Source organism: Nocardia sp. JCM 38205 (genome assembly GCF_058222935.1).
In genome coordinates, this window is sequence record NZ_JBYHFL010000002.1 from 731,856 (window position 1) to 758,359 (window position 26,504).

Consider the following 26,504-nt stretch of genomic DNA (forward strand, 5'->3'; position numbering starts at 1 on the left):
GCCATAGCTATGTCAGCCATAGTACCTTTGGTCGTGGGTGCCGGATGCCCGCTCGTCGCCGAAAAATGCCGGGTCCAGGCGGCTCAGGCGTTCACGGTCGGCGAAAATGTCCAGCTCGGCGATCGTGCCTCCGGCGACGGTGAAGGCCAGTACGGCGAGCGGCTGACCGTGACTCGCCGCGACCAGACCGGCAGCACCGTTGACGAGTGCCGGGTGGGCGTTCTCCGCGCGCGACGCGAACGCGATTGCCTGCTCGGCGATTTCCGATGCGCCTCGGAGGTGCCTGACCACACCGCCGCCGATTTCGGCACGCACGACGACATCGGGGTCCAGAGTCGCGACAAGGGCGTCCAGGTCACCGGCTCTCGCCGCGGCGAGGAAGGCGTCGACCACCCGACGCTGTCGACCGAGGTCGGGATCGGGCATCGGTGCGGCCCGGACTCGTCGACGGGCACGACTGGCAAGCTGTCTCGCCGCCGCCTCGGTTCGGCCGACGATCGGGGCGATCTCGTCGAACGGCATCTGGAACATGTCGTGTAGCAGGAACGCGACCCGCTCGGCCGGCGCGAGCGTACCGAGGACGATGAGCATCGCGAGCCCCACCGCATCCGCGAGCACCGCCTCCTGCTCCGGGTCTACGCCCGCCCGGGTGATGACCGGTTCGGGTAGGCGCTGGTCGAATGGCTCCTCTCGGCGCGAGGTCCGGGTGCGCAGCATGTCCAAGCAGATATGGCCGACCACAGTGGTCAGCCATCCACTTTCTGGGCCGCGCATGGGGTCGACGGTGCGATCCGCCCGGCCGCGACGATTACCGTCGAGCCGCGCGGTGACCACGGCTGCCGGGTGACCTTCACCCTCGACTTCGACGGCCGCGGGGCGGCCACCGCCCTGGTGCCAATGGTTCGGCGCGTGGCGGCCAAGGGCGCACCGGCCAGCCATCAGCGGTTGAAAGAACTGCTCGAGCGTGGTGAAGGCCCCTCGGCGTAGGCCAAGGCGTCGAACTCCTACCCCCGCTTCTCCACCAGCATCTGGGTGAAGAATTCGTAGATCAGCGCCGCTTGGAACGCGGATTGTTTGTTGTCGGCGGCGCCGCCGTGGCCGCCTTCGATGTTTTCGTGGTACCAGACCTGGTGGCCCAGTTGTTCGAGCAGCGCCGCCATTTTGCGGGCGTGGCCGGGGTGGACGCGGTCGTCGCGGGTGGAGGTGGTGAGCAGGATGGGTGGGTACTGCTTGTCGGCGCGGACGTTCTGGTAGGGGGAGTACTTGCTGATGTACTCCCATTCCTCGGGGTTGTCGGGGTCGCCGTATTCGGCCATCCAGGAGGCGCCGGCCAGCAGGCGGTGGTAGCGCTTCATGTCCAGCAGCGGGACCTGGCAGACGATGCCGCCGAACAGTTCCGGGTAGCGGGTGAGCATGACGCCCATGAGCAGGCCGCCGTTCGAGCCGCCGACGGCGCCGAGCTGTTCAGGGGTGGTGATGCCGCGGGCCACCAGGTCGCGGGCGATGGACGAGAAGTCCTCGTACACCTTGTGCCGGTTGGCTTTCTGCACCGAGGTGTGCCATTCGGGACCGTATTCGCCGCCGCCGCGGATATTGGTCATCACCCAGGTGCCGCCGCGTTCGAGCCAGCCCATGCCGGAGGCGCCGCTGTAGGCGGGGGTGCGGGATACCTCGAAGCCGCCGTACCCGGACATCACCGTCGGCTGTGGCGAGTCCTTGTGGTCACGGTGGCGGATGACGAAGTACGGCACCATGGTTCCGTCATCGGAGCGGGCGAAGAATTGTTCGGTCTCGATGCCGTCGGTGTCGAAGAAGCCGGGTTCCTGTTTGAGGCGGGTGGTCTCGCCGCCGACGGAACCGGCGAGCAGCGTGGCGGGGGTGGTGAATCCGCTTGTGGTGAGCATGAATTCGTCACCACCCTCGAGCGGGTCGAGGTTCAGCACGCCGGTGGTCGACATCGGCGGAGTGTCGGCGAGCGGTTCGCGGCGCCAGCCGTCCGCGCCGGGAGTGAGGACGTACAGCTTGGTCTGCACATCCTCGAGTGTGACCAGCAGTAGATGGTTCTCGGTCCAGCCGTAGCCGTGCAAGGCGGTGTGGGCGTCGGGTTCGAAGAGCACCTCGAAATCGCGTCCACCGGAAAGGAAATCGTCGAAGTTCGTGACGATCAGCGCGCCGGCGGGGTAGGTGGTCGACCCGACCTCCCATGGCGATTTCAACCGCACCAGCAACCAGTCCTTGTACCAGGATTCACTGGCATCCAGCGGTGTCTCCAGTTGACGCCAGGTGCCGTTGGCCTCGAGCAGGTACACCTCTTCGTTGAAGAAGTCGATGGCGCGCCCGATGTAGTGACGCTCGTAGCCGGGCGTCCGGTCGTAGCCTGCGGACACCGCCACATCGGCGGCCTCGCCCTCGAACACCGTCTCCGCCGCCGCGAGCGGGGTGCCGCGACGCCAGCGCTTGGCGATGCGCGGATACCCGGAATCGGTGAGCGAACCGGGCTCGAAATCGGTGCCGACGTACACCGCGTCGATGTCGATCCAGCTGATCTGCGATTTCGCCTCGGGCAGGAAGAACCCGCCATCCTCCGGAGCGATGAACTTCCTGGTCTCCAGATCGAATTCGCGTACCACCTTCGCATCGGCGCCGCCGCGAGAGAGCGAGATGAGCGCGCGGCTCTGCGAAGGTCGCAGCACGCCCGCACCGCCCCACACCCAGTTCTCGTCCTCCTCGGCGGCGACGGCGTCGAGGTCGATCAGCACATCCCAGTCCGGGTTGTCGGTGGCGTACTCGTCGAAGGTGGTGCGCCGCCACAGTCCGCGCGGATGTTCGGCGTCGCGCCAGTAGTTGTACAGCCACTGCCCGCGACGGCCCGGGTAGGCGATCTTGGTGTCGGTGTCGAGCATGTCCAGGATGCGGCGCTGCAACTCGGTGAACCGGTCGGCGGAGGCGAAGCGCTCGACCACGACGTCGTTATGCGAGCGGGCGAAGTCGAGGGCGGCCTCGCCGGTCACCTCTTCGAGCCAGAGATACGGATCAGTCACTTCCTCGTCAACGCCGCTCATCCTCACATTGTTGCCCAGCGGTGACGACCGCCACGCGGCTACCCTCGGCCGCCGGCGGCGAGACATAGGATGAGCTGCTCGGATACTGAACTATCCAGGAGGTTGCCGTGCCGCCGTTTCTGTGGGAGCAGCACAGCTGCCTGCCGCTGCTACCGACCGCCGACGTCAGCGAGCTGGCGCGCTACCCGCTGGGGTCGTACCTGTCGGTGAACGTCGGCTATTCGCCGCAGTCGAGCGCCGACACCCTCGCCCTACTGCAGAAATTTCGCGCCGACGCCCACGCCGACGGGCGGTTCCGGCTGGTCACGAAGGTTTCCGAGATCGGCGACCCGAACACCATCGCACTCGCCTTCGACCTCGAGGACGCGGCCCCGCTCGACGGTGACCTGGACAACGTCGCCCGCTTCCGCGATCTGGGCGTCCGCTCGCTGCTGCCCACCTACAATCACGGGAACGCCGCAGGCTGCGGCTGCCTCGATGCCGAGGACACCGGGCTCACCGGCTACGGCCGCGACCTGGTGCGCGCGTTGAACGAGGCGGGCGTGTTCGTCGACGGTGCGCACTGCTCCCGCCGCACCGGCTTGGACCTGGCCGAACTCACCGAGGCCCCGATGATCTACAGCCACGCCAACTTCGACGCGGTCTGGGAGCATCCGCGCAATATCACCGACGATCAGGCCAGGGCCTGCGCGGCCACCGGCGGCGTGATCGGGATCAACGGCGTCGGCATCTTCCTCGGCCGCAATGGCGAGCACGAACGTGCCGAACGGGTGCTGGCGATGGCCGACCACATCGAATACGGCGCGGAACTGGTCGGCATCGACCACATCGGCATCGGTTCCGACTACTCGTTCGACGCCGAGGACTTCAACCACGAGATCCGCACCAATCCCGGCGCCTTCTCCGATGCGTACACCAAGTGGGGCCCCCTGCAATGGACCCCACCCGAAGACCTGCTGGGCCTTGCCGAGGTGCCAGGACTGGACAACGTGCTCGCCGAGCGCGGATTCAGCGAAGCCGACCGAGCCGCGGTGTTCGGCGGGAACTTCCGCCGGGTCGCTGAGCAGGTCTGGGTCGACTGACGGTCGACGCATCGACCACGCTCGCCGGCGGCGCTGCGGGCGGCCAGGGGCGGGGCGATGACGAGCCCCATCCCTGACGGCGAGCAGTCCGCGTCTCATCCGAGGCGGACCAGCATCTTGCCCGAGTTCGCGCCGGTGAGGACACCGAGGAAGGCGGCGGGGGCCTGGTCGAGACCTTCGTACACGGTGTGCCGGGTGCGCAGGGTGCCGTCGGCGAGCCATCCGGCGGCCTTGGCGATGTATTCGCCGAAGATCGGGAAGTAGCTGTTCACCAGCATGCCGCGCAGGGTGATTTCCCTGGTGGCGGCCAGGAACAGGTCCGGTCCCCGCTGGGTGGAGTCGCCGTTGTAGCCGCTGATGGCGCCGACCAGGGCGATCCGGCCGTGCGGACGCATCGCTTCGACGGCGACGCGGAGGTGTTCGCCGCCGACGCTGTCGAGGTAGACGTCGATGCCCTCGGGCGCGGCCTGCGCCAACTGGCCGGCGAGGTCGCCGGCGCGGTGGTCGATGGCGGCGTCGAAGCCGAATTCCGTTGTCAGCAATTCGGTTTTGGCCGGGCCACCCGCCGAACCGATCACCCGGCTCGCGCCGAGCTCGCGCGCGATCTGCCCGGCCACGCTGCCGACCGCTCCCGCCGCCGCCGAGATGAACACCGTGTCGCCCGGGCGGACCGGAGCCACGTCGGTCAGCGCCGCGTAGGCGGTGAGGCCGGTGGTGCCGAGAGCGCCGAGATAGTGGTGTGGTTCGGCGAGCGACGGGTCGATGACGGTGGCGGTGTCGCCGTCGATCACCGCGTGCTCGCGCCAGCCCGCGAAGTGGGTGACGGTGGCGCCGACCGGAATTCCGGCGAACCGGGACGCGATCACCTCACCCAGCGCCGAACCCTCCAGCGCCGCACCCACCTGGAACGGCGGAATGTAGGAAGGCTTGTCGTCCATGCGGCCGCGCATGTACGGGTCGACCGACATCCAGGTGTTGCGGACCAGGATCTGGCCGTCGGCGAGGTCGGGGATCGGCGTGGTGACGAGATCGAAGTCGGCCGCGGTCGGCGCACCGGAAGGACGTGCGGCCAAACGGATTTCGCGGGTGGTGGTGGGGGCGGGCGAGTGAGCTTGCTCGTTGGCCGCAATCTGCTGTCCGGTGGTGATCTGCATCGTTGTGCCTCTCTCGCTTCGCGGACTGTCCGTCCGGATACGACGAAGGTATGGCGGTTCCGGGACGCATCCCAGGTCCGCGCATGCCACGAACCGGTCCGGACGCGCCGCCCGCCGACGAAGCCAGTCGCAGCCCAGCCGCAGTGGGACTCGTCGCCGCCGGACGCGGCGCTACCGGCGGGCAGAGTGCGGCACGGCAGTACCGAACACGCCGGTCCGGTCGTCGCGGTGAGTGCCTGCCCGGGCGCCCCGATGCCCGCCGCCGGCCCCGTCGGCAGCCGACTGGTCGGGCTCCGGTGCCGGCTGCGCGGGCTGAATCTCAGCGGCGCCGAACAGTTCCTGGCGCGGCTCCGCTCCAGCGCCGAAACGCTTTGCGCAGTGCGCGATCGTCGGTGAAGCCGAGGCGGGCAGCCACGGTGGCGGTCGTCGATCCGGCGCTCAGGAGCTCCTCGGCGCGGCGATATCGCACCCGATCGAGCTCATGACGCCAGGTGGTGCCGTGGTCGGCGAGACGTCGTTGCAGGCTGCGGGGGCTCATCGCCACCCGGGCCGCGACCTCCGCGAGGGTGGGAGCGCCCGCGTCGATGGCAGCGGCGAGGGCGTTACGAAATTCGTCCAGCGGTCCCGCGACCGGACGCGCGGCGGCGAGCACCAGATCCGCGTGACTGCGCAGCAGCTCCGCGAGAGCGGGATCGGCGCGGACCAGCGGGGCGAGGGCGTCGGCTTCGGCGAAGGTGATGGTGTCGGCGGGCGCGTCGAACTCGATGCGGCTGGTGCCGAACGCTTCGGTGAGCATCCGGTGCTCGCGCGGAGCCGGATGGCTGAAGGTGATCCGGGCCGGGGCGACGTTCCTGCCGAGACCTTCGCGGGCCCGCCGCAGGTAGTAGCCGAGCACGTACTCGTTGACGACCGAGGCCACCGCCGGATCGCCCGCCCCGGTGCGGTAGCCGACGGTCAGCTCACCAGCATGGTGCAGATCGAAACCTTCGGTCGCGGCGGTGACGAGCTGGTGGTACGGCTGGGCCGCGGTGAGCGAATCGGCGAGAGTCGCGCCAGTGGTGATCAGATAGTCCCAGGTGCTGAGCCGGCCCAGCGGTGCGTCCTCGACGACGGCGAGCCCGGCACCCGGCCCGGCGCTAGCGAGCAGCTCCCACAGCTGGATCAGCGAGCGCATCGGTACCCGGTCGAGTTCGCCGCGCAGTGCGTCGTCCGAGGTGCCATGAATCGTCGCGAGGCGTTCGGGGGCGATGCCTGCCCGCAGCGCGGTGTCGCGGACCAGGCGGATCAGCTGGGTGGAGGCGGTTCCGCCCAGCGTGTCGGCGTCGGCCGCCGCGCCCCGGTGCACTCGCGCGTCGACGTGGTCCGCCTCGGCGCTCCGGGCGACATACGAGCCCACTCGCTCGTCTGACCGGCCGAGGCGCCCGGTATCCGGCGAGGTGCTGAACCGATCCGATCGGCCCGGTTCGGCGCGGGCGGTGCTCGCGGCCCGCGGTCTCGTTCGCGCCCGCGATTCGGCCCCGCCGGACATCGTCGCGGCACTGAGACCGGCACTGCCGTATCGCCCGGTAACCACGGGACCACCGTAACCACCCGCGACAGCTGGAATAACTACTCACGAGTAGCCGTCGACTCCTCACCATTGCGGGGGATAGGCGAGTGAACTTCCAGCAACAGCGTTAGGCTCGAAGCCGTGACTTCCCACTACGATGTCGTCGTTCTCGGTGCTGGTCCCGGCGGTTACGTCGCCGCGATTCGTGCCGCTCAACTCGGCCTGCGAACAGCGATTGTCGAGCAGAAATACTGGGGTGGCGTGTGCCTGAACGTGGGCTGCATCCCATCCAAGGCGCTGCTGCGCAACGCGGAGCTGGCTCATATCTTCACCAAGGAAGCGAAGACCTTCGGTATCTCCGGTGAGGCGTCCTTCGATTTCGGCGCGGCGTTCGACCGCAGCCGCAAGGTCGCCGACGGCCGGGTCAAGGGCGTCCACTTCCTGATGAAGAAGAACAAGATCACCGAATACGACGGTCTCGGTACCTTCACCGACCCGAACACCCTCTCGGTGGCGTTGAGCAACGGCGGCACCGACACCGTCACCTTCGACAACGTGATCATCGCGACGGGCACCGTCACCAAGCTGCTGCCCGGCACCTCGCTGAGCGCCAACGTCGTCACCTACGAGGAGCAGATCCTCACCCGCGACCTGCCCGGATCCATCCTGATCGTCGGCGCGGGCGCGATCGGCATGGAGTTCGGCTACGTGCTGAAGAACTACGGGGTCGACGTGCGCATCGTCGAGTTCCTCGATCGCGCGCTGCCCAATGAGGACGCCGACGTCTCCAAGGAGATCACCAAGGCGTACAAGAAGCTCGGCATCACCATCACCACCGGTGCGGCCGTGCAGTCCATCGAGGACGACGGCTCCAAGGTCACCGTCAGCATCAAGGACAACAAGTCCGGCTCGGTGGAGACCGTCACCGTCGACAAGGTGTTGCAGGCCGTCGGCTTCGCGCCGCGGGTGGAGGGCTACGGCCTGGAGAACACCGGCGTGGCGCTCACCGATCGCGGCGCCATCGCGATCGACGACTACATGCGCACCAATGTGCCGCACATCTACGCCATCGGCGACGTCACCGCCAAGCTGCAGCTTGCGCATGTCGCGGAGGCGCAGGGTGTGGTCGCGGCCGAGACCATCGGCGGTGCGGAGACCATGCCCCTCGGCGATTACCGGATGATGCCACGCGCCACCTTCTGTCAGCCGCAGGTCGCCAGCTTCGGTCTCACCGAACAGCAGGCCCGCGACGAGGGCTACGACGTGAAGGTCGCGACCTTCCCGTTCACCGCCAACGGCAAGGCGCACGGCCTCGGCGATCCCACCGGTTTCGTCAAGCTCATCTCCGACACCACGCACGGTGAACTGCTCGGCGGCCACCTCATCGGCCCCGACGTCTCCGAGTTGCTGCCGGAGCTGACCCTGGCCCAGAAGTGGGACCTCACGGTCAACGAGCTCGCCCGCAACGTGCACACCCACCCGACGTTGAGTGAGGCCCTGCAAGAAGCCATCCACGGCCTCGCGGGGCACATGATCAACTTCTGATCGCGAACCGATCGGTCCCTGCCGACCCGGCGCCGGTGCCACCCGCACCGCGCCGGGTCGCTTGCGTTCATGGGCCTGATCAATGCGCTGCGGCTCACCGCGCGGTCGTCGGTCGATGCGTCGATGCTGCCGACCTCATTCGGTGATCGGCCGCCTCGGTGGAAGTTCCACAGCGGATCACGCGCGTGTTCGTTAGCCTGCCTACATGTCTGATGTGGCGGCGGAACAGGACCGGATCGCGCTGGTGCTCGGCGGGGGCGGGCCGGTAGGGATCTGCTGGCTGGTCGGTCTCGGGGTCGGGTTGCGGGAGGCGGGAATCGATCTGACGCGTGCGGATCGGTTTGTCGGGACCTCCGCGGGCGCTGTGGTCGGCTCGGTGTTGGCGGGCGACGGCGAGCTGTCGCGGCTGCTGGCCGCCGAACGGTCGGATTCGGCTCCCGTGCAATACGATTCGACGGTCATGATGGAGATCACCGGCCTCATCGGCCGGCGGGGGCAGGATCCGCGGCAGATGCGCAGGCGGATCGGCGAGCTGGCTCTGGCCGCCAGGACCGGTGAGCCGGCCGAGCATATCGAGCGGATCGGCGCGCTGGTCGGCTTCGCGGACTGGCCGGATGCGGACCTGGTGATCACCGCCATCGACGCGGGCACCGGTGAACTGCGGCCGTGGACCCGCGACGACGTCGCCACTCTCCCGCAAGCGCTGGCCGCCAGCACGGCCGTGCCCGGTGTCTTCCCGCCCATCCCGATCGACGGCAGCCACTACTACGACGGTGGCTACCGCTCCAGCATCAACGCCGATCTGGCCGCCGGGGCCGACGTCGTGGTGATCATGGAGCCATTGGCACACGTGTATCCGCGCAGCCGCGCCGACCGTGAGCACGGCTGCGGACGGGAGATCTCGATCGTGCCCGACGCAGGCGCCATCGAAGCGTTCGGAGTGGACCTGTTCAGCACCGCCGCGCTGCAACCCGCGTACGAGGCCGGCGTACGCCAGGCCGCCGAGGCGGCCGCGCGACTGAAAGAAGTGTGGCCGAACCGATGACGGGCCGACGATGAAGCGCCGGGTCTTGATCGGCGCGGCGGTGACGTTGGTGGTGGTCGTTGTGCTGGCCGTCGGCGGCTACTACTTGATGAACTCGCGGACCTTCCAGTTGGCCGGCCGGATCGTCGATCGAGTCGACACCGACGAGAAGGTGGTCGCACTGACGCTGGACGACGGACCGACCACCAAAACTCCCGAGGTACTGAAGGTGCTGGCCGAGGCCGAGGTGCCCGCCACGTTCTACCTGAACGGGCGTGATCTGGCCGTGCATCCGGAGTTCGGCGCGGCGATCGCGGCGGCCGGTCACGAGATCGGCAACCACACCTACAACCACCGGCGCATGGTGTTCGTGACGCCAGGCACCGTCGCCGACGAGGTGGGCCGTACCGACACCGAGATCCGCAGGACCGGATACCAGGGCCCGATCACCTTCCGCCCGCCCTACGGCAAAAAGTTGTGGACGCTGCCGAAGTATCTCTCCGACCACGACACGACCACGGTGATGTGGGATGTGGAGCCCGACTCCGGGAGCGCGCCGAGCGCCGAGCGGATCGTCGAGCAGACGGTGGCAGAGGTGCGACCCGGCTCGATCATCCTGCTGCACGTCATGTTCGGGAACCGGGCGAATTCCCTGGCCGCGATCCCGGGCATCGCTGCCGCGTTGAAGGCCGACGGGTACCGGTTCGTCGTCGTTTCGGACCTGCTCGGGCGATAGCAGGCCCTTGTCCGCAGGGCAGGTCCGGCTCTGCATGTCGGGGCCGGACCCGGAGCCGAGGAGGGCCCGATCGTCTCGGCAGCTCGGCAGCTCGGCAGCTCGGCAGCTCGGCAGCTCGGCAGCTCGGAAACTCGGGAACTCGGTGGGCGCGGGCTGTCGCGCACCGCGGACGCTGGTGGGTGGTCTCCGGGGGCCCCACCCGCAGCCGAGGCGCGGGTAGGCTCGGGCAGGGCCTGCGCGTCCGGTCGTCGCACGGCCGGGTGCACCGAGTTTCGTGAAAGAGGCGAGCGCAGATGGTTTCGACGTCGCAACCACGTGTGTCCCCGGGGCGATTGCGTCAGCTGGGACCGATCAATTGGGTGGTCTGGCAGGTGCTCTCGCGGGCCGCGGGCACCGCGGACGCACATCTGTTCAGCACCCTCGGCCGTACCGGCGGATTGTTCCGCGGCTGGCTGCACTACTCCGGCAAGCTCATGCCCGGCGGCAAGCTGACCAGGCACGAATCCGAACTCGTCATCCTGCGGGTCGCGCATCTGCGCTCCTGCGACTACGAGATGGACCATCACATCAAGCTCGGCAAGCGCGCCGGCGTCACCCCCGAGATCCTGGACCGGGTGTGCACCGGCCCGGACGCCACCGGCTGGTCCGAAAAGCATCGGGCCCTGCTCATCGCCGTCGACCAATTGGTCACCACCCGTGACATCGACGACGCCGCCTGGGAGCAGCTGGCGACTTACTACGACGACCGCCACCTCATCGAAATCGTCCTGCTGACAAACCAGTACGAGGGCCTGGCCTCGACGATCACCGCGCTGCGCATTCAACGCGACGAGATGAAGCACTAGCACCGACCGGGACGCGGCGTCTGCTGTGCGAGCGTCACGGGCATCGAACCGTGGCTGTTCGCCGAGCGGTGACGTCAGCACGCGGGCTGGAACGGATAGCACGGGGGCGGCGGCGGTTTCGCAGCCGTCGGCGGCGCGGGAACGGGCACCGGCGGCGGCTGCCGTTCGGCATCGACTCCGCTCGACCCGGCAGTGCTCACCACCAGCGCGACCAGCCCAGCGATCAGGCCGAAGAACACACACATGATGCCGATGCCCAAGATGCTGTCGATATCGGTGTCGCGTTCGGTGGCGGCCACGGGCCGGGTGCCGTACGGGGAGCCGAAGCTCCGCGATGATCGCCTGACGCGGTAGTGGTGATAACGCGGTGATCGGTATCTGCGTCCTGACGGGCGACGGTCATGGGCGCGGACCGGACGCCCGTTCCTGATATGAGCACGAACGTCGGGCATATTCACATTGTCGCAGCCGGTGCGCGCAATGTGCACCGATCTTGCTGTGGCACAAGGCTTGTCGATCAGGTGCCGGCGCGGCCGATCAATCTTTCCAGTCCGTCGAGCACCCGGGCGAGCCCGAACTCGTAGGCGTGATCGGCGCTGTAGGCGGCATCGTGGGCCGCGCCTGCGGCGGCGCCTATGCGGGTGGCGAGCGGGTATCGGTCTGGGGAGATGAGGGATTCGAGCAGCGGCGCGGCGCGTTCCCACCATTCGCTGTCGGTCATGGAGGTGTCGGCGGCGGCGCCGGCGGTGTCGTTCGCGATGCGCGCGACGGAGGTGACGAAGCCGAGCAGGTAGGTCAGGGCGGCGTCCATCTGGACGTCGTCGAGGCCGAGGCCGTCGAAGGCGCGCAATTCGTGGTCGTATTTGGCGGTTTGGCCCGGGCCGAGCGGCGGGCGGGTGGTCGGGATGTAGGCCACCCATGGGTGCTCGGTCAGCATCGCGCGGTTCTCCGCGGCGACGGTCGCGACCCGTTCGCGCCACGGCAGGCCGGTGAGGTCGGCGCGCGGCATGGCGAGGTAGACGGCGTCGAGCATGAGATCGATCAGCTCGGCCTTGCCGGGGACGTAGGTGTAGGTCGCCATCGGGGTGAGCCCGAGGTGGGCGGCCACCGCGCGCATCGTCACGGCGCCGATGCCCTCGGCATCGGCGATCTCGATGGCTGCGGCGACCACCTCGTCGACACTGCTGCGCTGCTTGGGCCCGCGCCCGGACGAGCTGGGCACCCGCCACAGCAACTCGAGGGTCCGTACGGGGTCTCCCGCGCTACTGCGTTCCTTCGGCCCGGCCATCCCACCTCCATAGAGTGATTCACATCACAATGCGGCGTATCAGAAATTTCTCTACAAAGTATAGCGTACTTAGTAAAGAGAACCGCCATCAGAAGGAGCCCGGTATGCGCATCACCGAATCCGCCATCTCGCTCAATGTCGCCGACCCGCAGGCCTCGGCGAAGTTCGTCACCGATCATCTCGGGTTCACCGAGAAGATGTCGGCCGACGGGTTCGTCTCGCTCGCCCGGGACGACGCGGGCATGAGCCTCATCTACCTGCGCACCGGCCTGAAGAGCTTCAAGCCGGCCAGTGCCGCGGGCAGCGCGGGCGAAGGCCTGCTCGTGGTGTTCGTCGTCGACGACATCGATACCGAATACGCGCGCCTGCGATCCGAAGGCGTCCCGATCGTCACACCGATCGAAACCGAGGAATGGGGCGAACGCTACTTCCAGATGGCCGACCCCAACGGCATTCTCTACCAACTGGTCCAGTGGGTTTGACCGAATGGCACCCGGCCGCGGTGAGCTGCGGGTACACCGCGCGCCGAGGTGCCGCCGCGCGCCCGTCGTCGCCATTCGGGTGGATTTCCCTCGTGCGGGGCGTCATCATCTAGCGGAACGGCTCGGGCGGCGGCCCTGCGTGTGCGTGGCCCGGCGCCGGGAGCGAAGGCTGGATCGGGACGCACGTCAGGGGTAGTGCACGATGCTGGTGAAGATCGAGTCGGACGCGGAACTGTCCGCGCCCGAACGGGAATTCGTCGAATGCCTGCGCAGGCTCCCGACCACCGGTCTGGCCCTCATCGATCTACAGGTGGGCCCCGAACGCGGAAAACGCCAGGTCGACGCCGTCGTCTGGACGCCGCGCGGGGTCACCGTGCTGGAGGCGCGCGGGTTCCGGCGCAGGCAGAGCGGGATTCTCGAGGTGGGCGGCGGCGGGCCGTGGACCATCAGCTCCCAGCCCGCCGACCTCGAACAACCCGAGGGCGTCAGCGTTTCCGACCAACTCGAGCACGCGGTGCACGAGGTGAAGGCGGCGCTGGAGCATTCGCTGCAAGACCCAGGCCATCTCTGCGGCGCCGTTGTGCTGTTGCCGTGGCGTGGGGCAGTGGTCCGGCCCGCCCGCACCACCCTGCGCCCCGGCTTGGACGTGGTGGTCGCCAATGCCGCCGACACCACCGAATTCCGGATCTACCTGGAGAATTTCGCCGCAGGCCCGCGCGCCTGGACCGCCGATCGCGTGCTGGCCGCGGCCTCGGCGCTCATCCGATCCTGCGGCAGCGACATCCAGCTGACCCGCGATGATCTGCTCACCGAAGGGTTCGACGCCGCCGCGCCGAAACCGAAACCGGTACCCGCCCGCCCCGCGCCGAGCCGCGAACCGAAACCCGAGAACAGCGGCAGGCAGACCGCCGCGGCGTGGGTGGTGTTCACCGCGGGCATGCTCGGCACGCTCGTGGTGCTCGGCGTGATCGTGCGGGCGGTGCTCACCGACGGACCCGACGTCGAACCGACCGCCACCACGACGACCGGTGCCACCGCCACGCCGCAGAGCCGGGCTACGGTTCCCGCGGTGCCTGCAGGCGGCATCGCATCGCCGCGAGAGCCAGTGGCCTGCTGGCCGTTTCAGCCCGGTTGCTGACTACCGCAGGCCGGTACTGCGCGGCCGTGACCGTGAGGGATACGCAGTGCGCCACGCTGTCGCGCACGCACCGACCTGTACCTGCCCGTGCCGACACGAGCGTTGACTCTCGATCCGCACGACCTGTATCGGTGCGGCCCGACGCGAGCACCGCCCGGTCAGTCCCGCACGACCTGCGCCAGCTTGGTCAGACGCAGCGCCGCCTTCGCCCGCGCGATCACATGCGAACGCGACGAATCGATATGTGAGGTCAGCGTTTCCAGCGCGGCGGCGGGATCGCCCGCCAGTAGCTGTTCGGCGATGGTGATGTGCTCGGCCGTCATGGTGGCGATGCGGTCAGGGGTTGGCATATCCATGGTCCGCACCGGACGCACCCGCACCTGCACCGAGGCCAGGGCGTCGGCGAGCGCCGCATTGCCCGCCGAACGCAGCAGCACGATGTGAAACTGGTCGTCGGCGGCGATGAGCGCCGGCCCGGGTTCGGGCGGTTGTGCTGCCAGCCGACGCCAGTGCTCGAGTTCGGCACGGACCAGCTCGAGGTCGTGCGTCGGTTCGCCGAGCGCGCGCTGGATTCCCCTGGATTCCAGCACATTACGCAGCTCGTAGAGCTGGTCGAGTTCGTCCAGGCGCGGCCGGAACGGGTACAGCCCGTCGGCGCGGCGCTCCACCAGTCCATCGGCGAGCAGCCGGGCGAGCGCCTCGCGCACGGGTGTGCGCGACACCCCGTAACTATCCGCGAGCCGTTCCTCGCCCAGCCGCTCGGTCGAGGCCAGCGCGCCGGCCGCCAGATCGCGGCGCACCGCCTCGTACACCTGCGCGCTCAGCGGGATCCGCCCCCGTCGCGTCACGGCGGCTCAGATCGCCATCGCCGAACGGACCACGGACTCCGCGCCCGCACCGCCTTCGCCGGACGACGTGATCCGGCCCGATTCCAGCACGTAATAGCGCTGGGCCGCCTGCAAGGCGAAGCCGATGTGCTGTTCGACCAGCAGCACACTCAGTCCGCCGCGCCGGGTGAGATCGATGATGGTGCGTTCGATCTCCGCGACCACCGACGGCTGGATGCCCTCGGTCGGCTCATCCAGGATGAGCAGTTTCGGTTCGGTGATCAACGCCCTGGCAATGGCGAGCTGCTGACGTTGGCCGCCCGACAGCAGCCCGGCCTTGCGGGTGAGCAGTTCGCGCAGCGCGGGGAACAGGTCGAGCGATTCGTCGATCAGCGCCTTGCCGCGCTTGCGGCCGTCGGCCACCACCTGAAGGTTCTCCGCTGTGGTCAGCTGTGGAAAACTCTGCTGCCCCTGCGGAACGTAGGCGATCCCGCGGCGCACCCGGCGCGAGGGCGAAAGTGACGTGATCACCTCACCATTGAACGTGATGCTGCCGGATTTGCAGGTCAGCAGGCCGACGGCGGTGCGGAGCAGGGTGGTCTTGCCCGCGCCGTTGTGCCCCATGACGGCGACGACGCTGTCGTCGGGCACGGTCAGGGAGACGCCGTGGATCACTTCGGTCCGGCCGTAACCGGAATGGATATCAGCCAATTCGAGCATCGGCGCTCTCCTCGTCGTTCGATTCGGCGGCGGTGCCGAGGTAGACCTGCTGCACCTTGGGATCGGCCTGCACCTGTTCCACGGTGCCTTCGCTCAACACCCGGCCGCCGGCGAGCACCGTCACCGAGGTGGCGAAGGCACGCATGAAGTCCATATCGTGCTCGACCACGACGACGACACGTTCGCCGCCGATGCGGCGCAACAAATTTCCGGTCTCCTCACGCTCCTCGGCGCTCATGCCTGCGACCGGCTCGTCCAGCAGCAGCACCGACGCGTTCTGCACCAGCAGCATGCCGATCTCGAGCCACTGCTTCTGGCCGTGCGCGAGCACACCGGCGGGCTGATCGCGCAGCGCGCCGAGGCCGGTGATCTCGAGCGCCTCCTCGATGCTGGGCAGCACCGATTTGCGCCGCCGCAGCAGGGTGAGCGCGGAACGTCGCGCACCCGCGGCGATATCGAGATTCTGCACGACACTCAGCTGCTCGAAAACGCTCGCGGTCTGGAAGGTGCGCCCGACGCCGAGCCGCGCGATCTGATGCACCTTCTTGCCGAGCAGCTCCACGCCCGATTTCTGCGCCGAGCCGGTGGCCGGGGTGAGGCCGGTGATGGCGTCGATCAGGGTGGTCTTGCCCGCGCCGTTGGGTCCGATGAGGAAACGCAGATCGCCCTGCAACACCGTCAGATCGACCTCGGTGACGGCCTTGAAGCCGTCGAAACTCACCGACAGGCCGCGAACTTCGAGGTATTCGCTCGACATGCCCGCGTTGCCGCCGAGCTTGGGTTCGTGATCGCTCATCGCGTGTGCACCTTCTCTTCGGTCCGCACCGGCAAGGGTTCGGCGGCCGGCTGCGCCGGTGGTGCGCTGTCGCTGGGCTTCGGTCTGCGTTCGGCGATCGCGCGGCGCAGCGTCGGCCACAGTCCGGCCAGCCCGGCCGGCACGAACCCGACCACCACGATGAACAGCACGCCTTGCAGGTAGGTCCAGCCGGATGGGAACTGCTCCGACAGCGCCGTCTGCGCCCACGCCACCCCGATCGCGCCGAGCACCGGGCCGAGCAAGGTGGTGCGGCCGCCGATGGCGACGCCGATCAAGAACGCGATCGACGGCACGACCCCGATATCGGCCGGTGAGATGATGCCGACGATCGGCGTGAACAGCGCGCCCGCGATCCCGGCGAAGAACGCCGCGACCACATACGCGACGATCTTCACGTTGGCCGGGTCGTATCCGAGGAAACGCACCCGCTCCTCCTGATCGCGCACCGCCACCAGCAGCTCCCCGTATCGGCTGTGCATGAGCTGACGCACCACCGCGACCACCGCGAGCAAGGTGCCCGCCGCGATGAAGAACAGCATCTGCCGGTTGACCGGATCGGTGAGCTTGAAACCGAAGAAGGCCCGGAAATCCGAGAGCCCGGTGAATCCGCCGATGGTCTGCTGACCGGTGAGCAGAATCGCCAGCGCCGCCGCCAGCGCCTGACTCAGAATGGCGAAGTACGCGCCCTTGACCCGGCGCTTGAACACGCCGTAACCGAGCGCCGCGGCGACCAGGGCGGGCAGTACGAGAATGGCGATGATCGCCACCGGCGCCGACGCGAACGGCTGCCAATACGCGGGCAGCTCCCGGATCCCGGAGATCTCCATGAAATCCGGCACATCGTTGCCGAGCCGCGCCGCATCCGCCATCTGCAGATGCATCGCCATGATGTAGGCGCCGAGACCGAAGAACACCCCCTGGCCGAGGGTGAGCATTCCGCCACGCCCCCAGGCCAATCCGATGCCTGCGGCCACGATGGCGAAGCACAGGAATTTCGCGAGCAGATTCAACCGGAAATCGCTGAGCACGGCGGGCGCCACCGCGAACAACAAGATCGCGGCCAGGGCGAATCCGCCCCACACGCGGACCGAGGGATTCGCGAACCAGCGCGCTGCGGTGGTCATGCCAGGCTCCTTGTCCGTACCGTGAACAGGCCCTGCGGGCGGACCTGCAAAAAGATCACGATGATCACGAAGACGATCACCTTGGCGATCGAAGCGGTCGTCGAATACTCGATGAACGAAGTGAGCAACCCGAGCGCGAACGCGGCGATCACCGTGCCCTTGATCTGGCCGAGCCCGCCGATCACCACCACCAGGAACGCATCGATCACATAGCTCTGACCGATGGTGGGGCTTGTGGAACCGATCAACGTGAGCGCCACACCAGCGACACCGGCCAGCCCGGAACCGATGAAGAAGGTGCTGATATCGGTGAAACGTGAAGAAACACCGCTGGTTTCGGCGAGATCGCGGTTCTGCACCACCGCCCGGATCCGCCGGCCCAGCGGCGTCGTCTTCAACACGATCGCCAGCGCCGTCACCGCGACCACGGCGAGCACCAGGATGAAGATTCTGGTCTTGGGCACCACGGCATCCAGGATCGTGACACCACCGCTCAACCACTCCGGGACCAGCACATTCTTGGCCGGCGCCCCGAAGATGTCGCGAGCCAGCTGCTGCAACACCAGGCCGACACCGAAGGTGACCAGCAGCGTGTCCAGCGGACGGTGATACATCCAGCGGATCAATCCCATCTCCAGCGCCGCCCCCAACGCGCCGCCGACCAGGAATCCGACCAGCAACGACACCAGTAGCGACACCCCGGCCGACGACACCACCTGCTGGACAACGTAGGTGGTGTAACAACCGGCCATGATGAACTCGCCGTGCGCCATATTGATCACGCCCATCTGACCGAAGGTCAGCGCGAGCCCGAGCGCGGCGAGCAACAGGATCGACCCGAGGCTCAACCCCGTGAAGAGCTGGCCTACAACGACTTCCATCCAAACTCCGTATCTTCTTGCCGCTGGCGCGGCGTGTTCGCGGCCCACGGGCCGCGAACCGGGCTCCTCGGGGTCGCCCGTAGCGTGGCCGGCCCTGTGGTCCTGTTCTCGGCGGGGCGTCTGATGCTGGTCGGGTGGTTCGCGGCCCCCTCATGGGTCCTGGCAACCCGTGGCGGGGATGCTTCGTCGCATCCGGCTCGTGAGCTGCCGGACCAGGCCGCGAACCGCGGTCGTCCAGAACCTGCCGCGGCGGTCGGCATCCGCCGCGGCAGCCGGGCTTACTTCAGTCCCTCGGCCCAGGGGTAGGTGTCGAGGTAGGGGTCGGGTGCGATGGGCTGCCCGGAATCCCAGACCGTGTAGATGAGGCCGTCCGCGCGAATTTCGCCGATCCGTGCGGTCTTGGTGATGTGGTGGTTGCTGCCGTCGATGGTCACCAGGCCCTCGGGTGCTTCGAAACTCACGCCGTCGGCGGCGGCTTGAATATCGGCCACCGCGAAGGAATTCGCCTTTTCCACCGTGTTCTTCCACAGGTACACCGAGGCGTAGGCCGCTTCCATCGGATCGGAGGTGGGCTTGTCGGCGCCGAAGGCGGCCTTGTAGGCGTCGACGAAGGCCTTGTTCTGCGGGGTGTCCACGGTCTGGTAGTAATTCCAGGCGGTGAGCTGGCCCGCGATGTGCTGCGCGCCGATACCGGCCACCTCCTCCTCGGCGATCGACACCGACACCACCGGCATATCGGCCGCGGTCAGGCCCGCGTTGGTGTACTCGCGGAAGAAGGCGACATTGGAATCACCATTGAGGGTGTTGAACACCGCGTCGGCATCGGCGCTGCGCACCTTGTTGATGATCGTGGAGAAATCGGTGGAGCCGAGCGGGGTGTAATCCTCACCCTTGATCTCGATACCGTTGGCCGATGCGTACGCCTTGATCTCACGGTTGGCGGTCTGCGGGAACACGTAGTCGCTGCCGACCAGGTACAGCGATTTCACGCCCTTCTGCTTCAGATAGTCCAGGGCGGGCACGATCTGCTGATTGGTGGTCGCGCCGGTGTAGAAGATGTTCTTGCTGTCCTCCAGACCCTCGTACTGAACGGGGTAGTACAGCAGCGAATTCAGGCTTTCGAACTTGGGTTTCATCGCCTTACGGCTCGACGAGGTCCAACCGCCGAATACCGCGGCCACACAGTCGGAGCTGATGAGCTTTTCCGCCTTCTCGGCGAAGGTCTTCGGGTCCGAGGCACCGTCTTCGAGGACCAGCTCGATCCGCTTACCCAGCACACCGCCCGCGGCATTGATCTGGTCGACGGCCAGCTTGGTCGAATTGGCAACGGTCACCTCGCTGATGGCCATCGTGCCCGACAGCGAATGCAGCGAACCGATCTTGATCGTGTCCTTGGCGGTGTCGACACAGGAGACGGCGTTCGAGCCGTCCGCGGCGGCGTCGTCCCTGGCGCCGCAGGCGGTCAGCAGCACGCCGGCCAGCGCGAGCGCGGTCGGTACCGCGAGGGCCTTGACCGAACGCCGGGATCGGACGCTGCCGCGATGTCGGCGGAATCGGGAGGAATCGGACATGGGCGAACCCTTCTCACTCATCAGTTGTGGTGGCGGCACCGCATGGGTTCCGCACCGAATACCTGCGCGTTCGCCCCGGTCACGGCTGTCGACCGGGTTGTATACAGAGCCTGTATTCGTGCTGCGAAACGTTAGACAGAAGTTGTTGCGCCGGAATATCTCTCGATGACGAGTCGGTTTCCTGCGTTGCCGTGAGGTGAAACCTTGCGCACAAGCGTCCAGTACGGGGCGGTGAGGTCGGCGCGTGCTTACGGTTGCGTAGCTCGTGAGCGGTGCGGCACGCTTCGGTTCGTAGTAGTCACAAGCCGGAAGACCCTCACGGTCGGCTGACCGCGGGCGGTGAGTCGAGGAGGACGCGGTGGGGCATTACAAGGCGAACCTGCGCGATATCGAGTTCAACCTGTTCGAGGTGCTCGGACTGGACAAACTGCTCGACACCGGCGCCTACGGCGACCTGGATTCCGACACCGTCCGCGAGATCCTGGCCGAGGTCAAACGCCTCGCCGAGGGCCCGGTAGCGGAATCCTTCGCCGCCGCCGACCGCGACCCGGTGCGGTTCGTCCCCGCCGAGCACACCGTCACCGTGCCCGACGCGCTGCGCCGGACCCTGACCACGGTGCGCGAAGCCGACTGGAGCAGGCTCGGTCTGCCCGAGGGCATGGGCGGCACGCCCGCACCGTCGGCGCTGGTGTGGGCGGTCAACGAGATGATCACCTGCGCGAACCCGTCGGCCTCGTTCTTCAATATGGGCCCGGTGATGGCGGCGGTGCTCTACAACATCGGCACCGAACAGCAGCAACACTGGGCGACTCGCGGCTACGAGAAGGGCTGGCAGGGCACCATGGTGCTCACCGAACCCGATGCGGGCTCCGATGTGGGCGCCGGGCGGACCAAGGCCATCGCGCAGCCGGACGGCACCTGGCATATCGAGGGCGTGAAGCGGTTCATCTCCGGCGGCGACGTCGGCGATACCGCGGAGAACGTCTTCCATCTGGTGCTGGCGCGGCCCGAAGGCGCCGGGCCGGGCACCAAGGGCCTGTCGCTGTTCTACGTGCCCAAATTCCTGTTCGACCCGGAGACGCTGGAACTCGGCGAGCGCAACGGCGTGTTCGTCACCAATCTCGAACACAAGATGGGCCTGAAATCCTCGCCCACCTGCGAACTCACCTTCGGCGGCGAGGTGCCCGCCGTCGGCTGGCTGGTCGGCGAGGTGCACGACGGTATCGCGCAGATGTTCCAGGTGATCGAGAACGCGCGCATGATGGTCGGCGTCAAATCCAGTGGCACATTGTCGACCGGGTACCTGAACGCGCTGGCCTACGCCAAGGAGCGGGTGCAGGGTGCGGACCTGACCCAGATGACGGACAAGACCGCGCCGCGCGTCACCATCACCCATCACCCGGATGTGCGTCGCTCGCTGGCCATGCAGAAGGCCTACGCCGAGGGCCTGCGCGCGGTGTACCTCTACACCGCCGCACACCAGAACGCGGATGTGGCGCAGCTGGTCTCCGGGGCCGATGAGGAACTGGCGCACCGCGTCGACGATCTGCTGCTGCCGATCGTCAAGGGCGTCGGCTCCGAGCGCGCCTACCAGTACCTCACCGAATCGCTGCAGACCCTGGGCGGATCGGGCTATTTGCAGGATTACCCGATCGAGCAGTACATCCGCGACGCGAAGATCGACTCGCTCTACGAGGGCACCACCGCCATCCAGGCGCAGGACTTCTTCTTCCGCAAGATCGTGCGCGACAAGGGCTTGGCGATCGGCCATGTGACCGGCCAGATCAACGCTTTCCTCGACGCGAAGAGCGGCCGCTTCGAACCCGAACGCGAACGGCTGCGCACGGCCTTGGCCGATGTGCAGACCATGGCGGCCACGCTCACCGGCTACCTGATGGCTTCGCAGCAGGAGCCGAGTGAGATCTACAAGGTCGGGCTCGGTTCGGTGCGGTTCCTGCTGGCCGTCGGCGATCTACTCATCGGCTGGCGCCTGCTGGTCCAGGCCGAGATCGCCGCCGCAGCCCTCGCCGGTGAGGTGAGCGAGAAGGACCGTGCGTTCTACGCCGGAAAGGTCGGCGTGGCGACGTTCTTCGCCAGGAACGTGCTGCCCACGCTGACCTCGGTCAAGAACGTGATCGCGGCGCTGGATACCGACATCATGGCGCTGGACGAGGCGGCGTTCTGAGCGGGGGCCGGGCATCCGGATCTCCAGTGCCCGAAGTAGCCGGGCGTCCGAGTAGCCGGAAGGTCCGTACAGCGGGCGTTCGAACCGGCGGTGGATGCCGCCCGCTAGTCCGCCAGGAGTTTGAGGACGACGGGCCGCGATAGCGTCCCCGAGACCTGGCGGGCCAGCTGGTTGGCGCTGGTACCCGCGGCGTGGGCGTCGCGCAGGGCCGACGCCAGCTCGGCGCGCGCGGCTTCGACGGTGGCTTGGGCGGCGCGTAGGCGTTCGGCTGCCGCGTCGACGGGATCGGAACCGGAAACCTGGGGACCAGCGGTCGCCTGTTGCGTGCGGCCCGCTGCGCGGGAGCTCGCGCCGGGCGTATTCGCGGTGCAGTCCACGCGTCCGGATTCGGTTGCGGCTGATTCAGGGGCGGAGGGCGGCCGGGAATCGTTGGCGGTACCGGCCTGCGCCCCCTCTCTCGGGCTGGTCAAGACATTGACCGGCGAGCTCGGGTCATAGCGCAGGGCAGCGCGGGCGAAATCGGCCATGAACGCGCGGATGGTCGCGGTGTCGTCGGCGGCGTCGCCCAGTAGCAGCCGCGCGGTCTGCGGAAGAGTGTTGGCCCAGTTCGCCACTCCGCACAGGGCGATGAGCAGCAGGCCCGCGCGCTGCTGATCGACGCCGAATTGCTGTTGGGCGCGGTCGAATTTGCGTTCGTAGAAGTCGGCGCGCCAACCGTCGATATCGTGCGCGTCGGCACCGCGGTGCAGTGCCTCCCACAGCATCAGGCGCAACAGCTTCGGGTTGTCGTGGTGGTAGTCGAACAGCTTGGCGACGTAATCGCCGACCTCGGTGTCGGCCAGCGGCTGCACGGTCTCCATGAACTCGCGCAGGCTGTCGATCAGGATGACGTCGAAGAGCTTGTCCTTGCTGCCGAACAGCCCGTAGATGCGTTCCTTGTTGACGCCCGCCGCCTCGGCGATGCGGTCGACCCTTGCGCCGGCCAGCCCGTATTCGGCGAACTCGTCGCGGGCCGCGCGCAACAGAGCCTGCCTGGTGGCGTCGCTGCGTTTGGTGTTGGGCGTCATGGGCAAGACTTTACCATTCCATTAAACCAACTATTTGGTTGACGAATGGTCGATCGCGGACGTACGCTTCCTCGCATGGCATCGCCGACAGCCCCTCTCGCACTTCCCGATTCGATCCCGGCGCCCACCGCGCACGCTTCGACCGCCAAGACCCTCCCGGTCTTCGTCCTCTCCGCCCTGCTCGCCACGGGCCAGATGTATGTACCGATTCCCCTGTTCAGCGCCATGAAATCCGATTGGCACGTCGGAGCGGGTGTGATGACCTGGATCATCAGCGCGTTCGCGTTCGGCTACGCGGGCGGGTTCGTGCTCTTCGGGCCGCTGTCGGATCGGTTCGGTCATCGCCGGGTGCTGTTCACCGGCATGCTCACCGCCGCGGTGGTCACCCTCTTGACCGGTTTGGCCTTCAGTGCGTCGGTGGAGATCCCGCTTCGGGTTGTGCAGGGTTTGGTCGTCGGGTCGATTCCACCCGCGCTCATGGCCTATGTCGCCACCCGGATAGCACCCGGGCACCGGGCGGTGGTGACCATGTCGATGGCCACCTCGTTCCTCGCCGCGACCGTATTGGCACAGATCGTGTCGCAGGCGGTGGTCGGCTGGTTCCCGTGGCGCACCGTGTTCCTCGGCTCCGCCGCCGCGTTCGCCGTGCTCGCCTTCGCGCTGCGTTCGGTCATGCTCGACGACGCCCCCGCCGCCGCGAATCTGCCCCTGCGCCACAGCTACGCGGCCATCCCCGCGGTGCTGCGCATCCGGGCGCTGCTCCCGATGCTGATCGCGGGCGCCCTGAGCATGGCGGTCATGGTCGGGGTGTACACCGGCATCGAAATCGCGGGCTTGGTCCACGGATCCGGAGAACTGCTTGCCCTGCGGGCCGGCGCCCTCCCGGTCATGCTGGCCCTGCCGTTGCTGGCGATTCCGCTTGCCCGGCTCTCCCGGCACGCCCAGATCGTGCTCGGCGTACTGGTCGCCGCGGCCGCCATGATCGCCGCGGCCCTGGCCGGCACGGGCGTAGCCCTGCTGACGGTGCTGCTGGCCGTGCTCGTCGGCGGTCTCGGCGTCATCGCCCCCGCCGTCCTGCAATCGGCGGGCGAACTCGGCGGCGACGCTCGAGCGGCTGCCTCCTCGGTGGCCATGTTCAGCTTCTACGTCGGTGCCACCACCGGCCCCCTGGTCGCCGCCGCGGCCGCCCCGCACGGGTTCGCCGCACTGTCCTGGACCCTCGCCGCCCTACTGCTGCTCGCCTTGATCCTGACCCTCATGGCCCCCCGTCCATCCTCCGATTGATCCGGTTCGCCATCCTCCGATTGGTCCGGTTCGCCGCCAGAGTCACATGAGCCAGCGGTCTACTCGCGCCTCGCCTCGGCCCGTGTGACTCTCGGTCAACCGATAAAAGGGGGAGGCCATACGGTGGGCTCCGGCCATTACCCGAAGTGCCGGAATCTTAGATGAACACGACACGGACGCGATTTGGCATCCGTATGAAAATCGTCAAAACGGATACCGCACACTGGACGGCGTGACCGTTGAATTGCTGGTTCTGCTCATCGTCATCGTCACGGCACTCGTATTCGATTTCACCAACGGCTTCCACGACACCGCCAACGCGATGGCCACCTCGATCGCCACCGGGGCGCTGCGCCCACGGGTCGCGGTCGCGTTGTCGGCGCTGCTGAACCTGATCGGTGCGTTCCTGTCGGTGGCGGTCGCGGCGACAGTGGCCAAGGGAATCGTGCAACTCGACGCGGTGTCCGGGCACGACCTGCTGATCATCGTGTTCGCCGGACTGGTCGGCGGCATCCTGTGGAATCTGCTCACCTGGCTGTTCGGCCTGCCGTCGAGTTCCTCGCACGCCCTGTTCGGCGGTCTCATCGGCGCCACCCTGGCCGCGCTCGGCTGGAGCGGGGTCATCTGGGCCGACGGATCCAGCGGCGTGCTCGCCAAGATCGTCATCCCGGCGGTGCTCGCGCCGGTCATCGCGGCCCTGGTCTCCGCGGTGGGCACCTGGCTGGTGTACCGGATCACCCGCGGCGCCGAAGAAAGCAAGGTCAACGAGGGATTCCGCTGGGGTCAGGTGGGTTCGGCGTCGCTGGTCTCGCTGGCGCACGGCACCAACGACGCGCAGAAGACGATGGGCGTCATCTTCCTGGCGCTGGTCGCGCACGGCAGCCTCACCAAAGACGACGAGATGCCGCTGTGGGTGATGGCCGCCTGTGCCGTCGCGATCGCGGCCGGCACCTACCTCGGCGGCTGGCGCATCATCCGCACCCTCGGCAAGGGGCTGGTGGAAATCGACTCGCCGCAGGGCCTTGCGGCCGAATCGTCCTCGGCTGCGATCATCCTGACCTCGGCGCACTTCGGCCTGCCGCTGTCGACCACGCAGACCGCCACCGGCTCCATCCTCGGCACCGGACTCGGCAAGGGCGCCGAGGTGCGCTGGAGTGTGATGGGCCGCATGGTGGTGGCCTGGCTGCTGACGCTGCCCGCCGCCGGAATCATGGGCGCCATCTGCTGGGCCATCGCGCACTTCATCGGCGGCCTGCCCGGCGTGCTCGTGGTCTTCGCCCTGCTGATCGGCCTGGCCGGGCTGATCTACCTGCGGTCGCGGCGCAACCCCGTCGACACCACCAACGTCAACGAATGGCCGGGTGACGGCCCAGCGGCCGGCGGCGACGGATCCGTGGACACCGGCATCATCGAGGATGTGCGGCACGGCCCGGCGCCTGGCCCCGACACCGGCCACAATCGTTCGGCCCAGGTTTAGGAGCTCGCTGTGCACACTCTTGTCACGAATCTGAACTCGCTGTGGAAGGTCGTCGCGGCCGGTCTGGTGTTCGGCGCGGGGCTGCCGATGATTTTCGCGTTCGGGGTGCGGTTCTGGTCGGCCTCGGAGATCCGCGCCGACGGCGGGGTGATCCGGCGCAACTATCCGGCGCTCGCCGGGGCTCTGGTATGTCTGGGGTTGGTGATCGCCGCGGTGGTGGCGGGTGTGCTCTATACGGCCAAAGCGTTTCTCGCCGCCAGGTTCGGCATCCATCTGTTCGGCGAGTCCTGAAGGGCGTGCAGTGACCGATTCGACCCACCCCATCCAGTCCGAGCCGGAGCGGCCGAAGCTGCTCGGCCGGATCATCGGCTGGCTGCGCGCCGGCTACCCGCAGGGCGTGCCGCGCTCGGATTACGTCGCCCTGTTCGCCGTGCTGCACCGCCACCTCACCGACTACGAGGTGGCCGCCGTCGCGGAGGAGCTGGCGCGGGAGAACCCGGAGCGCGAGATCACCCTCGCCGATATCGAGGACGCGATCGCCCGCATCGCCAAGGAACAGCCCGCCCCGGACGACATCTCGCGAGTGGCCTCGCACCTGGCGGCCGGCGGCTGGCCGCTGGCCGAACCGCTCACCGAGCCCGATTGA

Annotated in this window: 26 protein-coding genes; 13 read left to right on the forward strand and 13 right to left on the reverse strand. The window is 67.8% G+C overall.

The features are described 5' to 3' along the window. Positions 1-12: 12 nt before the first annotated feature. Complete coding sequence (locus AC4HOU_RS10175) at positions 13-717, reverse strand: sigma factor-like helix-turn-helix DNA-binding protein (protein WP_490724415.1); 705 nt, start codon at positions 715-717, stop codon at positions 13-15. Between the two features lie 12 nt (positions 718-729). Between AC4HOU_RS10175 and AC4HOU_RS10180 the strand changes: the two genes are divergently transcribed. Beyond that, positions 730-987 (forward strand): SRPBCC family protein, encoded by a 258-nt coding sequence (locus tag AC4HOU_RS10180; protein WP_163810381.1) that lies wholly within the window; start codon positions 730-732, stop codon positions 985-987. Between the two features lie 17 nt (positions 988-1,004). On the opposite strand, the gene AC4HOU_RS10185 is transcribed toward AC4HOU_RS10180, so the two are convergent. Next, the gene (locus tag AC4HOU_RS10185) at positions 1,005-3,062 is read right to left on the reverse strand and encodes a prolyl oligopeptidase family serine peptidase (protein ID WP_490724416.1); all 2,058 of its coding nucleotides are present in this window, start codon (positions 3,060-3,062) and stop codon (positions 1,005-1,007) included. A 107-nt stretch (positions 3,063-3,169) separates the two neighbouring features. Between AC4HOU_RS10185 and AC4HOU_RS10190 the strand changes: the two genes are divergently transcribed. After that, positions 3,170-4,144 carry a dipeptidase gene (locus AC4HOU_RS10190; protein WP_490724417.1) on the forward strand — a complete coding sequence of 325 codons (975 nt, stop codon included), beginning with the start codon at positions 3,170-3,172 and terminating at the stop codon, positions 4,142-4,144. Between the two features lie 95 nt (positions 4,145-4,239). Here AC4HOU_RS10190 and AC4HOU_RS10195 read toward each other — a convergent pair whose 3' ends face one another. Both AC4HOU_RS10195 and AC4HOU_RS10200 read right to left on the reverse strand, forming a co-directional pair. Further along, positions 4,240-5,298 (reverse strand): NADP-dependent oxidoreductase, encoded by a 1,059-nt coding sequence (locus AC4HOU_RS10195; RefSeq protein WP_195020159.1) that lies wholly within the window; start codon positions 5,296-5,298, stop codon positions 4,240-4,242. Between the two features lie 319 nt (positions 5,299-5,617). Then, positions 5,618-6,871 carry a helix-turn-helix domain-containing protein gene (locus AC4HOU_RS10200; RefSeq protein ID WP_490724418.1) on the reverse strand — a complete coding sequence of 418 codons (1,254 nt, stop codon included), beginning with the start codon at positions 6,869-6,871 and terminating at the stop codon, positions 5,618-5,620. A gap of 117 nt (positions 6,872-6,988) precedes the next feature. Here AC4HOU_RS10200 and lpdA point away from each other — a divergent pair, with 117 nt between their 5' ends. The 4 genes from lpdA to AC4HOU_RS10220 all read left to right on the forward strand — a co-directional run bounded on the left by lpdA (position 6,989) and on the right by AC4HOU_RS10220 (position 10,997). Continuing rightward, positions 6,989-8,392 carry a dihydrolipoyl dehydrogenase gene (lpdA, locus tag AC4HOU_RS10205; RefSeq protein WP_163810373.1) on the forward strand — a complete coding sequence of 468 codons (1,404 nt, stop codon included), beginning with the start codon at positions 6,989-6,991 and terminating at the stop codon, positions 8,390-8,392. Positions 8,393-8,597: 205 nt separating this feature from the next. Continuing rightward, positions 8,598-9,437: a patatin-like phospholipase family protein gene (locus AC4HOU_RS10210; protein ID WP_195020158.1), complete on the forward strand. Its 840-nt coding sequence runs from the start codon at positions 8,598-8,600 to the stop codon at positions 9,435-9,437. A 10-nt stretch (positions 9,438-9,447) separates the two neighbouring features. Then, on the forward strand, positions 9,448-10,152 hold the full coding sequence (locus AC4HOU_RS10215; RefSeq protein ID WP_194992549.1) for a polysaccharide deacetylase family protein: 705 nt from the start codon (positions 9,448-9,450) through the stop codon (positions 10,150-10,152). Positions 10,153-10,445: 293 nt separating this feature from the next. Continuing rightward, a complete protein-coding gene (locus AC4HOU_RS10220) occupies positions 10,446-10,997 on the forward strand; it encodes a carboxymuconolactone decarboxylase family protein (protein ID WP_490724419.1) in 552 nt (183 codons plus the stop codon). 74 nt (positions 10,998-11,071) lie between these two features. Here AC4HOU_RS10220 and AC4HOU_RS10225 read toward each other — a convergent pair whose 3' ends face one another. After that, positions 11,072-11,296 (reverse strand): hypothetical protein, encoded by a 225-nt coding sequence (locus tag AC4HOU_RS10225; protein WP_490724420.1) that lies wholly within the window; start codon positions 11,294-11,296, stop codon positions 11,072-11,074. Positions 11,297-11,514: 218 nt separating this feature from the next. Next, complete coding sequence (locus AC4HOU_RS10230) at positions 11,515-12,285, reverse strand: TetR/AcrR family transcriptional regulator C-terminal domain-containing protein (protein ID WP_490724421.1); 771 nt, start codon at positions 12,283-12,285, stop codon at positions 11,515-11,517. A 104-nt stretch (positions 12,286-12,389) separates the two neighbouring features. On the opposite strand from AC4HOU_RS10230, the gene AC4HOU_RS10235 reads away from it, so the two are divergent. Together AC4HOU_RS10235 and AC4HOU_RS10240 are read left to right on the forward strand one after the other, a co-directional pair. Beyond that, entirely contained in the window at positions 12,390-12,767 is a 378-nt protein-coding gene (locus AC4HOU_RS10235) for a VOC family protein (protein ID WP_195020154.1), read from the forward strand. Between the two features lie 202 nt (positions 12,768-12,969). After that, positions 12,970-13,905, forward strand: a complete 936-nt coding sequence (locus AC4HOU_RS10240) for a nuclease-related domain-containing protein (protein WP_195020153.1) — start codon at positions 12,970-12,972, stop codon at positions 13,903-13,905. 158 nt (positions 13,906-14,063) lie between these two features. Here the strand turns inward: AC4HOU_RS10240 and AC4HOU_RS10245 are convergent, their stop codons facing one another. The 6 genes from AC4HOU_RS10245 to urtA all read right to left on the reverse strand — a co-directional run bounded on the left by AC4HOU_RS10245 (position 14,064) and on the right by urtA (position 19,845). After that, complete coding sequence (locus AC4HOU_RS10245) at positions 14,064-14,753, reverse strand: GntR family transcriptional regulator (protein WP_195020152.1); 690 nt, start codon at positions 14,751-14,753, stop codon at positions 14,064-14,066. 6 nt (positions 14,754-14,759) lie between these two features. Then, positions 14,760-15,452 carry an urea ABC transporter ATP-binding subunit UrtE gene (urtE, locus tag AC4HOU_RS10250; protein WP_163810354.1) on the reverse strand — a complete coding sequence of 231 codons (693 nt, stop codon included), beginning with the start codon at positions 15,450-15,452 and terminating at the stop codon, positions 14,760-14,762. Continuing rightward, the gene (urtD, locus tag AC4HOU_RS10255) at positions 15,436-16,248 is read right to left on the reverse strand and encodes an urea ABC transporter ATP-binding protein UrtD (protein ID WP_194990918.1); all 813 of its coding nucleotides are present in this window, start codon (positions 16,246-16,248) and stop codon (positions 15,436-15,438) included. Before urtD ends, urtE begins: the two co-directional genes overlap by 17 nt. Beyond that, positions 16,245-17,393: an urea ABC transporter permease subunit UrtC gene (gene urtC / locus AC4HOU_RS10260; RefSeq protein WP_194990917.1), complete on the reverse strand. Its 1,149-nt coding sequence runs from the start codon at positions 17,391-17,393 to the stop codon at positions 16,245-16,247. Before urtC ends, urtD begins: the two co-directional genes overlap by 4 nt. After that, entirely contained in the window at positions 17,390-18,274 is an 885-nt protein-coding gene (gene urtB, locus AC4HOU_RS10265) for an urea ABC transporter permease subunit UrtB (protein ID WP_490724422.1), read from the reverse strand. Before urtB ends, urtC begins: the two co-directional genes overlap by 4 nt. Before the next feature lie 278 nt (positions 18,275-18,552). Continuing rightward, positions 18,553-19,845, reverse strand: a complete 1,293-nt coding sequence (gene urtA / locus AC4HOU_RS10270) for an urea ABC transporter substrate-binding protein (protein WP_195020151.1) — start codon at positions 19,843-19,845, stop codon at positions 18,553-18,555. A gap of 358 nt (positions 19,846-20,203) precedes the next feature. Here urtA and AC4HOU_RS10275 point away from each other — a divergent pair, with 358 nt between their 5' ends. Further along, positions 20,204-22,030: an acyl-CoA dehydrogenase gene (locus tag AC4HOU_RS10275; RefSeq protein WP_195020150.1), complete on the forward strand. Its 1,827-nt coding sequence runs from the start codon at positions 20,204-20,206 to the stop codon at positions 22,028-22,030. A gap of 104 nt (positions 22,031-22,134) precedes the next feature. Here AC4HOU_RS10275 and AC4HOU_RS10280 read toward each other — a convergent pair whose 3' ends face one another. Further along, a complete protein-coding gene (locus tag AC4HOU_RS10280) occupies positions 22,135-23,097 on the reverse strand; it encodes a TetR/AcrR family transcriptional regulator (protein WP_228815169.1) in 963 nt (320 codons plus the stop codon). A gap of 75 nt (positions 23,098-23,172) precedes the next feature. Here AC4HOU_RS10280 and AC4HOU_RS10285 point away from each other — a divergent pair, with 75 nt between their 5' ends. The 4 genes from AC4HOU_RS10285 to AC4HOU_RS10300 all read left to right on the forward strand — a co-directional run bounded on the left by AC4HOU_RS10285 (position 23,173) and on the right by AC4HOU_RS10300 (position 26,504). Further along, positions 23,173-24,381 (forward strand): MFS transporter, encoded by a 1,209-nt coding sequence (locus tag AC4HOU_RS10285; RefSeq protein ID WP_195020148.1) that lies wholly within the window; start codon positions 23,173-23,175, stop codon positions 24,379-24,381. Positions 24,382-24,613: 232 nt separating this feature from the next. Continuing rightward, positions 24,614-25,858, forward strand: a complete 1,245-nt coding sequence (locus tag AC4HOU_RS10290) for an inorganic phosphate transporter (RefSeq protein ID WP_490724423.1) — start codon at positions 24,614-24,616, stop codon at positions 25,856-25,858. A gap of 9 nt (positions 25,859-25,867) precedes the next feature. Then, complete coding sequence (locus AC4HOU_RS10295; protein ID WP_195020147.1) at positions 25,868-26,149, forward strand: hypothetical protein; 282 nt, start codon at positions 25,868-25,870, stop codon at positions 26,147-26,149. Between the two features lie 10 nt (positions 26,150-26,159). Next, the gene (locus AC4HOU_RS10300; protein ID WP_280212087.1) at positions 26,160-26,504 is read left to right on the forward strand and encodes a DUF3349 domain-containing protein; all 345 of its coding nucleotides are present in this window, start codon (positions 26,160-26,162) and stop codon (positions 26,502-26,504) included.

What these genes read in the sequence shown, in the direction of transcription:
- AC4HOU_RS10175 (WP_490724415.1), bottom strand. Translation starts at nt 717, where the DNA reads ATGCTGCGCACCCGGACCTCGCGCCGAGAGGAGCCATTCGACCAGCGC.
- AC4HOU_RS10180 (WP_163810381.1), top strand. Translation starts at nt 730, where the DNA reads ATGGCCGACCACAGTGGTCAGCCATCCACTTTCTGGGCCGCGCATGGG.
- AC4HOU_RS10185 (WP_490724416.1), bottom strand. Translation starts at nt 3,062, where the DNA reads ATGAGCGGCGTTGACGAGGAAGTGACTGATCCGTATCTCTGGCTCGAA.
- AC4HOU_RS10195 (WP_195020159.1), bottom strand. Translation starts at nt 5,298, where the DNA reads ATGCAGATCACCACCGGACAGCAGATTGCGGCCAACGAGCAAGCTCAC.
- AC4HOU_RS10210 (WP_195020158.1), top strand. Translation starts at nt 8,598, where the DNA reads ATGTCTGATGTGGCGGCGGAACAGGACCGGATCGCGCTGGTGCTCGGC.
- AC4HOU_RS10215 (WP_194992549.1), top strand. Translation starts at nt 9,448, where the DNA reads ATGAAGCGCCGGGTCTTGATCGGCGCGGCGGTGACGTTGGTGGTGGTC.
- AC4HOU_RS10220 (WP_490724419.1), top strand. Translation starts at nt 10,446, where the DNA reads ATGGTTTCGACGTCGCAACCACGTGTGTCCCCGGGGCGATTGCGTCAG.
- AC4HOU_RS10230 (WP_490724421.1), bottom strand. Translation starts at nt 12,285, where the DNA reads ATGGCCGGGCCGAAGGAACGCAGTAGCGCGGGAGACCCCGTACGGACC.
- AC4HOU_RS10235 (WP_195020154.1), top strand. Translation starts at nt 12,390, where the DNA reads ATGCGCATCACCGAATCCGCCATCTCGCTCAATGTCGCCGACCCGCAG.
- AC4HOU_RS10240 (WP_195020153.1), top strand. Translation starts at nt 12,970, where the DNA reads ATGCTGGTGAAGATCGAGTCGGACGCGGAACTGTCCGCGCCCGAACGG.
- urtE (WP_163810354.1), bottom strand. Translation starts at nt 15,452, where the DNA reads ATGCTCGAATTGGCTGATATCCATTCCGGTTACGGCCGGACCGAAGTG.
- urtD (WP_194990918.1), bottom strand. Translation starts at nt 16,248, where the DNA reads ATGAGCGATCACGAACCCAAGCTCGGCGGCAACGCGGGCATGTCGAGC.
- urtC (WP_194990917.1), bottom strand. Translation starts at nt 17,393, where the DNA reads ATGACCACCGCAGCGCGCTGGTTCGCGAATCCCTCGGTCCGCGTGTGG.
- urtB (WP_490724422.1), bottom strand. Translation starts at nt 18,274, where the DNA reads ATGGAAGTCGTTGTAGGCCAGCTCTTCACGGGGTTGAGCCTCGGGTCG.
- urtA (WP_195020151.1), bottom strand. Translation starts at nt 19,845, where the DNA reads ATGTCCGATTCCTCCCGATTCCGCCGACATCGCGGCAGCGTCCGATCC.
- AC4HOU_RS10280 (WP_228815169.1), bottom strand. Translation starts at nt 23,097, where the DNA reads ATGACGCCCAACACCAAACGCAGCGACGCCACCAGGCAGGCTCTGTTG.
- AC4HOU_RS10285 (WP_195020148.1), top strand. Translation starts at nt 23,173, where the DNA reads ATGGCATCGCCGACAGCCCCTCTCGCACTTCCCGATTCGATCCCGGCG.